Origin of the sequence: Evansella clarkii (assembly GCF_002019695.1) — a bacterium.
Lineage (GTDB): Bacteria > Bacillota > Bacilli > Bacillales > Salisediminibacteriaceae > Evansella > Evansella clarkii.
In genome coordinates, this window is the sequence record NZ_KV917376.1 from 2,868,668 (window position 1) to 2,880,029 (window position 11,362).

Here is an 11,362-nt window from a genome sequence, read left to right on the forward strand (position 1 = left end):
ATGGACAGTCATCAGGCTGAAGTTCGGTTAGAAGAAGTGGCAACGGATAATAGAAAGAGTTTCACTGACTTTTTGCTTCTTGCCGATGAAAATGAAGAGGTCATTAATCAATATATTTATGAAGGAGATATGTACTCCATTATGCTTAACGGAGATACGGCAGGTGTGGTCCTGTTTGTTTTCGATCCAGGAGATACAGTGGAAATTAAAAATATTGCCATTGCCCCGGAGTTTAGAGGGAAAGGTACAGGTAAAAAAGTGATTGAGGCAGGATGCAGGCTGTATAAAGAGATGGGTTTTCAAAGAATGATTGTTGGAACAGCAAACTCCAGTATTAGTAATCTGGCATTTTATCAAAAAGCAGGCTTCAGAATGGCTGAAATCAGGCAAGGATACTTTAATAAGTACCCTGAGCCGGTTTATGAAGACGGCATTAAAGCGGAGCATATGGTTGTTTTTGAAAGGGTTTTGTAGAGCTGGAGCTTTCATCTATGTAAGCTTTTTATACAACGAGTAACAGGAGCAGGACTTAATGAAGTAACGAAAGGGTGTGTGATTTGTACCCTGAGGAAGAGGAATTCTCCGAGAGAGGTAACGAAAGAGCGCTTTGCTACCCTTGACAGAAAATCCCACTCTGAGAGAGTGTAGAATGGTACCTATCCCCTGATTGCTATATCAGCTCCACCTTTTATATTCAAACCCTGAAATACATTATCCAAATAAAAAGCACCGCAGGCTATATCCATTTCTGATATGCTCCCCCAAAGGTAGACAGATGAAATAAACAAAATCTGTTTACCTTTGGGGGAGTTTTTGTGTCTAGAAAAGACTTTACGGCATCAGAAAAACTTAGGATTATCGCTGAATATAACGAAGGGGACCTCCCTGGTGAAGAGGTAGCCAGAAAATATAGTCTTAATGCAAGAACCATTAGGAATTGGAGGGCTCTGTATGAAGAGTCCGGCGCTGAGAGCCTGGAACCAATAAGGAGTCATACATCTTATTCAGCCGAACTAAAGCAGGCAGCCGTTCGTGACTATCTCTCCGGCAGATTTTCACAAAATGAAGTTATAAGGAAATATGGGATCTCAACTAGATCGGTTCTCATGGGATGGGTCGAGCTTTATAATGGTCATAAAGCACTTAAGGATGACAGGAAAGGATTGAGTCGCTCTATGACCAAGGGAAAGAAGGTTTGTTTCGAGGAAAAGGTTGAAATCGTTAAAGACTGTTTGGCTCATGGGAAAGATTATGCCCGATCAGTGGAGATTCACAAGGTTTCTTATGCACAGATTTACAGCTGGGTAAGAAAGTACCTTCAAGGTGGGGAAGAAGCTCTTCAGGATAATCGTGGAAAGCAAAGAACGGAAAAAGAAATGACAAAAGAAGAAAAAGAAATGAAGAAGCTGAAAATAGAGAACGAGCGTCTTCGTGCGGAAAATGCGTTCTTAAAAAAGTTGGAGGAGATCGAAAGGAGGCGGTATTGAGTGAGACCCGGTACCATAGCCGGTACACTGCTATATACGAACTCAGCACGGAAGAAAATATGTCTGTCCAGTTACTTTGTGACATTGCCCATGTTTCCAGGCAGGGATATTACAAATGGAAGAATCGCAGACCTTCGGCCAGAGAGAAATTAAATCGACGAGTTATGGAAGAGATGACTCTTCTTCAACATAAGTTGAAGGGTATTTATGGCTATCGGAGAATGGCGATTTCGATGAACCGGATCTTTAAGGAGCCTTTGAACCATAAACGTATTCTCCGTCTTATGAAAAGTGCTAACCTCTTGTCTGTCATTCGTCGTAAGAAATGCCGTTATAAATACTCTTCACCCCAGCATACAGCTGAAAATGTACTGAATCGCGAATTCCAGGCAGATCGCCCAAACCAGAAGTGGGTAACTGATGTGACAGAAATGAAGTATGGTAACCGTAAGGCTTACCTCAGTGCCATTATGGACCTCCATGATGGCAGCGTGATCTCTTATGTACTTGGTAAATCAAACAACAATGAGCTCGTGTTTAAAACGCTGAAAAAAGCTCTGAAGGCAGCACCTGATTCACAGGCACTGTTACACAGTGACCGAGGATTTCAATACACCTCCCATCCTTTTAAGAGAATGATCGAACAGGCGAATATGAAGCAAAGCATGTCCCGTGTTGGCCGCTGTATTGACAATGGCCCGATGGAGTCGTTCTGGGGCAAATTGAAGTGTGAAAAATACAGGCTTGGTTCATACAATACTTTCGAGGAACTACAAAAAGACATTGATGACTACATACAGTTCTATAACCATGACCGTTACCAGGAAAAACTAAACGGCCTCAGTCCCTGTGAGTACAGAGCTAAGGCCGCTTAATACATTTTTATTATTTCAGCTGTCTACTTGACGGGGTGCTGTTCATTTCTGCGGTGCTTTCACTTCTAGTTATTCTGTACAGCCTTTCGGTTTTTAAGCTTCAGGACAAGATCTTCATCAGGAGTGACGTAAAGTGTCGTCTGATTATCATAAGTTACATAACCTGGCTTTGCGCCGCTTGGCTTTTTCACGTGGCGAATCAATGTGTAATCAACAGGTACCTGGCCAGACTGGCGCCCCTTACTGAAGTATGCAGCTAAGTTTGCTGCTTCTTTCAGTGTTTCTTCACCGAACTCAAGGCTGCGTATAACAACATGGGAACCTGGTATATCTTTCGTGTGGAGCCAGGTGTCATTTTGCCTTGCGAGGCGGTTAGTTAAATACTCATTTTGTTTATTGTTTTTTCCTACATAAATGTCTATTCCTTCAGAGGAAACATAATGTTCGAGAGTCGGTTTATCATTCTTTTTCTTCTGTTTTTTTGATACACGTTTTTTAATATACCCTTCTTCCGCGAGCTCTTCACGAATGCCTTCAATATCTTTAGGTGAGGCAGTTTCCACTTGCTGAATAAGCTGATCGAGATAGACCATTTCTTCTTTTGCCTTCTCAATCTGTTCTTTCACTACTGCAACCGAATTCTTCAGTTTATGATACTTTTTAAAAAACTGCTGTGCGTTATCCGAAGGTGTTTTATACGGATCTAAAGGTATTTTCACCTGTTTTTGATCAGGATCATAATAATCAGTTACCTCAACCTCTTTGTCCCCTGCTTTAACAAGATGCATATGGGCGGTTAACAGTTCCCCGTATCGCTGGTACTTCTGTGCTTTATCAGCATCGGAAAGTGTCTTATTAAGCTTCTTGATTTTTTTATTGTTCTTGCTATATTCATTGCGAAGGAACTTCTCCAGGTCGTTTGCCTGCTGTTTAACACGGTCTCTTTCAGCTTTTCCGTAAAAATAACGATCGAGCATTTTGTGGACAGAATCGAAATATCTCCGTTCCCCTTTTTTATGAGTCAGTTCAATAACTGAGAAAGATTCTGAATTATCGTCAATAATCATATGTGGAACATACTCGTTATTTTTAACAGGTTCCAGCACTTCCATAAAGGCTGGCGGCAATGTCTCCTGATTGGAGAAGCGGGCTCTTGTCTGGATTTCACGAACAATCTGCGGGGAAAGTCCGCTGAACGTGTCGATTAACTGTTTGTCCATTTTTCCCTGATAGAAATTTAATTTGCTTCTTATTTCGTCTTCTGAAATTTCCAGCGGGTTTAGTTTATCCTGGTGGGGAGGCTCTTTATACTGCTGGCCCGGCAGAATTGTCCGGTAGGTTGAAAGGGAAGGAGGAATATGTTTTATACTGTCTATAATCATATTATCTTCCGTATTAACAAATAAAATATTGCTGTGCCGTCCCATTAATTCGATGATCAGCTTTTTATAAGAAACATCACCAAGCTCATTGCGCCCCCTGAATGAAAAGGTGACAATCCGTTCAAGTCCTTTTTGTTCAATGTTTTCCAGAATACTTCCTTCAAGATGCTTCCTCAGGAGCATGCAGAACATTGGAGGTTCTTTCGGATTTTCATATTTTTCTTCTGTTATATGAAACCTTGCAAATGTTGGGTTGGCAGACAGGTAAATATGACTGTTTCTTCCCATTGCTCTTACTGTTATTACAAGTTCTGTTTTATATGGCTGATGTATTTTTACGATCCGGCCGGAAACGAGCTGCTGCAGCTCTTCTGTAACCGCACGTGTGACAATGCCATCAAAAGACATAAAAGCACCTCCAGTTAAAAAAAGCGGTTAAACTTTTTAACATGTTTATAATACAAGCCTTATTATAGCAAAGTTATCATTATTACAATAACAGAAGATGCCTTTTTCTTTTCTATCAAGAAAATAAGTGTGTATGAATCAGAGTTCCCTTGTTATGTGTTGCGAGATACTTTTTTGTCAGATAATATGTAAATAATCTCCATAAAGATGATTATAAAGGTAATGGAAAAAAGCCCGGAAAAATTACTTTTATTAGGCCAATCTTATTGTTTCCCTTGTTGTGAAGCGGAAAAACGTATAAAATAGTAATGTGGATGTGATAGAAATGATAATGAGTATGACAGGATACGGGCGCTCCCTGAAGGAGAATGCCAATTGTCAGATTACAGTGGAAATGAAGGCTGTAAATCATCGTTTTTGCGAAATTAATATTCGAATGCCCCGGCAGTTTTTCTTTCTCGAAGATCAGCTGAAAAAAACGATCAGCCGATTCGTAAAACGAGGGAAAGTGGATGTATTTATTAATATCAGCGGAGAAGGGATTGTTAACCGGTCGCTCGCTGTTAACTGGGACCTGCTCAGCCAGTACCACTCTGTTTTCTCGGAAATGAAAGAGAAGTTCGGCGGCAGCGCTGATTTCCCGCTGAACAGTATGCTGGCAAATGACGCCGTAGTGGAAATTCAGGAATCGGATGAAGTGGATGAAGGATTGAAGAGCCTTGTTGTTTCTGCGGCAGAGGATGCTGTTCTTCAGCTCGTGGAGATGAGAAAGAAGGAAGGCCAGGAACTTTATGAAGATGTACATAAACGGGTAGGGCGTCTCACTGATAAGGCGGAAGAGCTTAAAAAGTTCGCGCCTGCTGTTCAAAAAAGTTATCTGGAGAGATTAACGAAAAAGGTACGGGATTATACTGAATCAGCCCTGGAAATTGACGAGTCACGAATACTGACAGAGGTTGCAGTTTATACAGATAAAAGTGATATAGAGGAAGAGCTTACCAGAATACAGAGCCATCTGAAGCAATTTAATGAAATAATCACCAGCGAAAAGGTTGTTGGAAGAAAGCTTGATTTTATCGTTCAGGAACTGAACCGTGAAACGAATACTATTGGTTCCAAGTCTAATGATGTCACTATTAGCAAGCATGTAGTGGAAATTAAGTCAGAACTGGAAAAAATACGTGAACAGGTTCAAAATATCGAATAAATTATCACTGAAATATGATTGGTTACTTCAGATTAGAAAAAAATAAAAATAGAAACATTTGGGGGACTTTTACTATGGATATTAAATTAATAAATATTGGGTTTGGAAATATCGTATCTGCTAACAGAATTATTTCCATTGTCAGTCCGGAATCTGCACCTATTAAGCGGATTATTACGGAAGCAAGAGACAGAAACATGCTTGTTGACGCTACTTACGGAAGAAGAACAAGAGCTGTAATTATCGCTGACAGTGATCATGTTATCTTATCTGCTGTACAGCCGGAAACTGTGGCCCAGCGAGTATTCAGCCGTGAAGACGACACTGAAGAATAAGAGAACAGATAATGCCATCGGTTAAGCCGATGGCATTGCCATTTTTATTTTCAGGTGAATAGGCTTGAATTTTTATGAAAAAAATGATAAAACATGGAGTGACAAAGAAACGGTATAAAGAAGGCTGGAGGTTTTTATGAAAAGAGATAAGGGACTGCTCATCGTTCTTTCAGGTCCGTCCGGTGTTGGAAAGGGAACTGTATGCGGAGAGCTGCGCAGGCAGGATACGCATATACAATACTCTGTTTCCGCAACTACAAGATCTCCCCGTGAAGGAGAAGAAGACGGAGTAAACTATTATTTTAAGTCAAAAGAAGAATTTAAACGCATGATTGAGAATAATGAACTCCTGGAATGGGCACAATATGTGGATAATTATTATGGTACTCCCCGTAACTATGTGGAGGAAGTTATTGCAAGAGGCCAGGATGTAATTCTGGAAATTGAAGTACAGGGAGCACTCCAGGTTAAAGAGAATTTTCCTGAAGGTGTCTTCATTTTTCTCATGCCTCCAAGCCTTAAGGTTTTAAGGGAACGAATTGAAGGAAGAGGCACTGAAACAAAGGATTTAATTGACAGCCGTATGACCATCGCTAAAGAAGAAATCGAGCTCATGGATAAATACGATTATGTAGTGGAAAATGATGAGGTTTCTGCCGCTGTGGAACGTATTAAAGCGATTGTTACCGCAGAAAACTGCAAGAAAGAACGTCTCATTGACAAATATAAAGAACTTGTAGAGGAGTGATCTTATGTTAAACCCATCTATTGATTCACTGATGAGAAAGATCGATTCAAAATACACTCTTGTGACTGTTTCGGCTCACCGGGCAAGACAGCTCAGGGAAAATCCTGAAATGCACCAGAAAACAGAGAAATCCAAATCAGTAAATTTTGTAGGAATGGCATTAGAGGAAATCGACGCCGAAAAACTGACATACAAGCAAGAAGGGGAATAAACTTGTTGTAAGCCAGAAGCTAAATAACCGTAATACCAGGGCTGTATTCACTCCATCTGCTTTACGCAGTAGTGAAAACAGTCTTTTTTTGCACTTGAATCAAATTCATAATTCAAGATTTCATCTTTAAAACGATATCTATCTTAAAATGTTACTTTATTGAACGATTTACGCTACAGACGGACGCTTTCTGCGGGCACGGCTTCAACTAATTTTTGACGGCTGACGCCGTCAAAAATGGATTTTCAGCTTTTCATGCTTTTCCCGCCAGAGTCGCCGTCTTACGCTGCAATCGAAAAGTAATGTACATTTTTTTATTCAAAGCCTAGATATAACATTCATTTACTTACGTAAAAAACTCAGGTGACTTCGTGTCGCCTATGGAAGACAGCGTCGGACCACGGAGAAAGCACAGGCACTTGCGCTTTTCTTATAAAAATAAGAAAGTGTAAATTTCCAAGATAATTGTCTAGCTCCAGCGACGAGCGTTTATATCACGACTATACTTCGAGTTGTCTCGACGGATACGCCCCAAAGCGCTACTAGAAGAGGAAGAGACAGCTACTCTAGGTCACTTCAGGCAGGCTACTACCTGAATTTGCATCTCTGCTGCCTTGCGACGAGTAATCGCAGGAGCACTTGAAACCAAAGAGCGGCTTCCGTAATGCATCTTCGAGTAAGCTGTTCAACGAGCGTAGCCTCTTGAAACGCTGCGAGTTGCCTCGACGTATACCCTCCGGTGCTGTACTCGCAGAGGAAGAGGCAGTGCTTGGGCCTGCGGTTACTCGGCCCAAATTTATGCTTCGAAGCTAACGCAGGCCGCATTTGCTCCTGCGGTTACTCGTCGCAGGTAAAGAGTGTCGCTCGTGACCAAGACGCTTGCGCTTTTCTTGATTGTCATTCGCTGTTTTTTTCGGTATCGTGTAAATTAAGAGATTACGAGGAATTTCTGGAGGCGAAAATAGTGGAAAAAACAAAAAATGTGCTGCTGTGTGTAACAGGCGGAATCGCTGTGTTTAAAGCTGCGGCGTTAACCAGTAAACTAATACAAAACGGGTTCAGTGTAAAAGTAGCAATGACAGAGTCAGCAATGGAATTTGTAACACCGTTAACTTTTCAGGCACTTTCCCGTGACCGTGTTTATACAAATACATTTGAGGAGAAGGACCCTTCAAAAATAGCACACGTGGATGTGGCGGACTGGGCGGATCTTGTCCTGATTGCGCCTGCGACAGCTAATGTGATCGGTAAAGTGGCTAACGGCATTGCTGATGATATGGTAACTACCATTCTTCTGAAAACAACGGCACCTGTTATGCTTGCTCCTGCAATGAATGTACATATGTACGACCATCCCGCAGTAAGAAAAAATATGGAAACACTGCGTTCGTTTGGATACACATTTATCGAACCAAACGAGGGCTATCTTGCCTGCGGCTATGAAGGGAAAGGCAGAATGGCCGAGCCGGAGGATCTTCTTGAAATGGTCAAGCATCACTTTATCAAAGTTGAAAATCCCGACTGGCACGGGAAGAAAATACTCATTACTGCAGGGCCTACCAGGGAGACTGTGGACCCGGTCCGTTTCTTTACTAACCGTTCTTCGGGAAAAATGGGATTTGCTATTGCGGCAGAAGCAGCGGCGAGAGGAGCTGATGTTACTCTTGTTTCCGGACCTGTCAGCCTGGCTACGCCTCATGGGGTAAACAGAATTTCCGTCGAATCTGCTGAAGAGATGTTCCAGGCGGTAACTTCCCGGTTTCAAGATGCTGATATTGTCATAAAAGCGGCAGCTGTAGCTGACTACAGGCCAAAGCTAACATATGAACAGAAACTTAAAAAGAAAGAGGGAGACTTGAACGTTGAAATGGAACGTACGAAAGACATTCTTAAAACCCTCGGAGAGCAGCGTGTTCATCAGACACTCATAGGCTTCGCTGCCGAGTCTAACGATATAGAAACTTATGCGAAGAAAAAAATAGAATCTAAGCGGGTCGATATGATTGCGGCTAACTCCATTACGGCACCTGGTTCCGGCTTTCAGGGAGATACAAATGAATTAACTCTGTTTAAAAGAAATGGAGAGGTGATTCACATACCAATGACTGCCAAAACAGAGGCAGCCAAAAAAATTCTCGACGAGGCAATGGCGATTCACTCGGAGGAAAAGCGATGATTGCAAAAATTATCGTGGATGTGGCTGCTAATCAGACGGACAGGCAGTTTGATTACCTCATACCTCCCAGATTTCAGGATTCTGTCGTCCCTGGAATACGTGTAATTGTGCCATTCGGTCCTCGAAAAGTACAGGGATTCGTTATGGGTGTGAGTGAAACGAGCGGATATAACATAAAAAAACTAAAAGAAATAGAAGATCTTGTAGATGTGGAGCCCCCACTGACAAGGGAGCTACTTTCCTTGTCAGAATGGGTAAGAGATGACACGCTTTCCTTCCATATTTCAGTATTAAAGGTAATGCTCCCTGCTGCTATGCGGGCAAAGTACAGGAAGGAAGTCATGCTTCCTGAAGGTTCCAGCTTCGGTAATCTTCCTGCTGAGCTGAAACCTCTTTTTCAGAATGAAGCGATAAGAGATATGGATGAGCTTTTAAAAAAGATGTCTCCTGAAGAAACAAAACTTCTCCTTAAATCGGTAAAACAAGGAATTCTCCAGCTTCAGCCAGTAGTAGGGACACAGGAAACAAGAAAAAAACTCATCGTAGTAAAGCCGGCTCTTTCAAAAGAGAAGCTAAAAGACTACCTGACCACACTTTCAGCGAATGCAAAAAAACAGAGGGAGCTTATCCAGCATTTTATTGAACATAGCGAAGAGATACCGGTTGTTGAATTAATTGAGAAAAGCGGTACGTCCAGAAGTACTGTAAAATCCCTTACAGAGAAAGGGGTTCTGAAGCAGGAAGAAGCAGAGTTCCTCAGAGACCCTTATGAAGGAAGGGAATTCCATACCACCGAAGCGCTGCCTCTTACTGAGGAACAGTACCAGGTAATCAGGCCGGTACATGAGGCAGTTACTGAGGGAAGGCACGAAACATTTCTCCTACACGGCGTCACTGGAAGCGGTAAAACAGAAGTATATCTGCAGTCCATAGAAAGGGTTCTTTCCATGGGGAAGGAAGCTATCGTATTAGTGCCTGAAATCTCTTTGACACCACAAATGGTTACCCGGTTTAAGGAACGCTTTGGCTCTGAGGTTGCTGTTCTTCACAGTGCTCTTTCGAAAGGAGAAAAGTATGATGAATGGCGCAGAATCAGAAAGAAAGAAGTTAAAGTAGCTGTAGGGGCGAGATCGGCAATATTTGCCCCTTTTGAAAATCTCGGTATGATTATCATCGATGAAGAACATGAGACGAGCTATAAACAGGAAGAAGCACCAAGATATCATGCAAGGGAAGTCGCTATCACAAGAGGCAGATTTTACAATTGCCCGGTCATTCTAGGCAGTGCCACTCCTGCTCTGGAAAGTTACGCACGGGCAAAAAAAGGTGTGTACCATCTCCTTACGATGGAGCGGCGGGTGAAAGATGTCAAACTCCCGGCTGTGAAAATTACTGACATGAGACAGGAGCTCCGGGAAGGAAACCGTTCCATGTTTTCCAACGCACTCATTGACGGCATTAAGGAGAGACTTGACAGAAACGAACAAATTGTCCTTTTTTTAAACCGCCGCGGGTATTCTACGTTTATCATGTGTCGAGACTGTGGATATGTAGCTGAATGCCCTCATTGTGATATATCTCTTACTTATCACCGGACAACCCAGTCTCTGCAATGCCATTACTGCGGCCATACGGAAACAATCCCTACGAGATGCCCGGAATGCGAGGGTGGTTCCATTCGCTTTTTCGGATCTGGAACACAAAAGGTAGAGGAAGAGCTTCGGAAAGTTCTTCCTGAAATTAGAATTATCCGAATGGATGTGGATACAACCAGAAAGAAAGGATCCCATGAAAGGCTGCTCAGCGATTTTGGTGCCGGAAAAGGGGATGTATTATTAGGAACGCAGATGATCGCGAAAGGGCTGGACTTCCCTAATATTACACTGGTAGGTGTGCTTGCAGCTGATTCCATGCTCCATCTCCCTGATTTTCGTTCATCTGAAAGGACGTTTCAGCTTCTTACTCAAGTTAGCGGAAGAGCGGGCCGGCATGAAAAACCCGGGGAAGTTATTATCCAGACATACACTCCGGAACATTACAGTATTCAGAATGTGGTTCTGCATGATTATGTTACCTTTTTTAACAGGGAGATGGGCGTCAGGAAGCAGGCTGGCTACCCGCCGTATTATTATCTGGCGATTATTCATGTAAGTGATACTGATTTGAATAACGCAGTAAAAGTCACGGAAAAAATCAGTAAGTTTCTGCAAAGTTCATTCTCAGAAAACACTCTCATATACGGACCTGTTGCGTCGGCAATCCCCCGTATCAAAGATAGATATCGTTACCAATGCATGGTAAAATATAAAGTCGAACCAAAACTAACTTCTGTCCTCCAGGAAATTTTGAAAACATACCAAGGAGAAATGAGCAAAAGCGAACTATCTATTTTTATAGATACCAATCCATATATGATGTTCTAATGTTATTCGAAGATATTACCTGAGGACTAATTATTGCAGCTGATTTTTCCGGGAAGGTGCGCCAGCTAACCGCTGGAACACCCCCCCCCCCCCCCCCCCCCCCCCCCCCA

At 42.3% G+C, this 11,362-nt stretch carries 9 protein-coding genes and 1 pseudogene; 9 read left to right on the forward strand and 1 reads right to left on the reverse strand.

The features are described from left to right. The 3 genes and pseudogenes from BK582_RS27830 to BK582_RS13325 all read left to right on the forward strand — a co-directional run. A complete protein-coding gene (locus BK582_RS27830) occupies positions 1-474 on the forward strand; it encodes a GNAT family N-acetyltransferase (RefSeq protein WP_167553357.1) in 474 nt (157 codons plus the stop codon). 341 nt (positions 475-815) lie between these two features. Further along, positions 816-1,487, forward strand: coding sequence for a helix-turn-helix domain-containing protein (locus tag BK582_RS13320; protein ID WP_088035827.1), 672 nt, complete (start codon positions 816-818; stop codon positions 1,485-1,487). Further along, a pseudogene (locus BK582_RS13325) lies at positions 1,442-2,362 on the forward strand (IS3 family transposase); the annotation flags it as partial. The gene BK582_RS13320 and the pseudogene BK582_RS13325, both read left to right, overlap by 46 nt. 65 nt (positions 2,363-2,427) lie before the next feature. Here BK582_RS13325 and BK582_RS13330 read toward each other — a convergent pair. Further along, positions 2,428-4,152, reverse strand: coding sequence for an Rqc2 family fibronectin-binding protein (locus tag BK582_RS13330; protein ID WP_078595507.1), 1,725 nt, complete (start codon positions 4,150-4,152; stop codon positions 2,428-2,430). 331 nt (positions 4,153-4,483) lie between these two features. On the opposite strand from BK582_RS13330, the gene BK582_RS13335 reads away from it, so the two are divergent. From BK582_RS13335 to priA, 6 genes are all read left to right on the forward strand, one after another. Further along, positions 4,484-5,359 (forward strand): YicC/YloC family endoribonuclease, encoded by an 876-nt coding sequence (locus BK582_RS13335; RefSeq protein ID WP_244895388.1) that lies wholly within the window; start codon positions 4,484-4,486, stop codon positions 5,357-5,359. 74 nt (positions 5,360-5,433) lie between these two features. Then, the gene (gene remA, locus BK582_RS13340) at positions 5,434-5,694 is read left to right on the forward strand and encodes an extracellular matrix/biofilm regulator RemA (RefSeq protein WP_078595509.1); all 261 of its coding nucleotides are present in this window, start codon (positions 5,434-5,436) and stop codon (positions 5,692-5,694) included. Positions 5,695-5,830: 136 nt separating this feature from the next. Continuing rightward, positions 5,831-6,442: a guanylate kinase gene (gmk, locus tag BK582_RS13345; protein WP_078595510.1), complete on the forward strand. Its 612-nt coding sequence runs from the start codon at positions 5,831-5,833 to the stop codon at positions 6,440-6,442. Between the two features lie 4 nt (positions 6,443-6,446). Beyond that, entirely contained in the window at positions 6,447-6,653 is a 207-nt protein-coding gene (gene rpoZ, locus BK582_RS13350) for a DNA-directed RNA polymerase subunit omega (RefSeq protein ID WP_078595511.1), read from the forward strand. Positions 6,654-7,617: 964 nt separating this feature from the next. Continuing rightward, positions 7,618-8,829, forward strand: a complete 1,212-nt coding sequence (gene coaBC, locus BK582_RS13355; protein WP_078595512.1) for a bifunctional phosphopantothenoylcysteine decarboxylase/phosphopantothenate--cysteine ligase CoaBC — start codon at positions 7,618-7,620, stop codon at positions 8,827-8,829. Next, on the forward strand, positions 8,826-11,252 hold the full coding sequence (gene priA / locus BK582_RS13360; protein WP_078595513.1) for a primosomal protein N': 2,427 nt from the start codon (positions 8,826-8,828) through the stop codon (positions 11,250-11,252). Before coaBC ends, priA begins: the two co-directional genes overlap by 4 nt. The last annotated feature ends 110 nt before the right edge of the window (positions 11,253-11,362 follow it).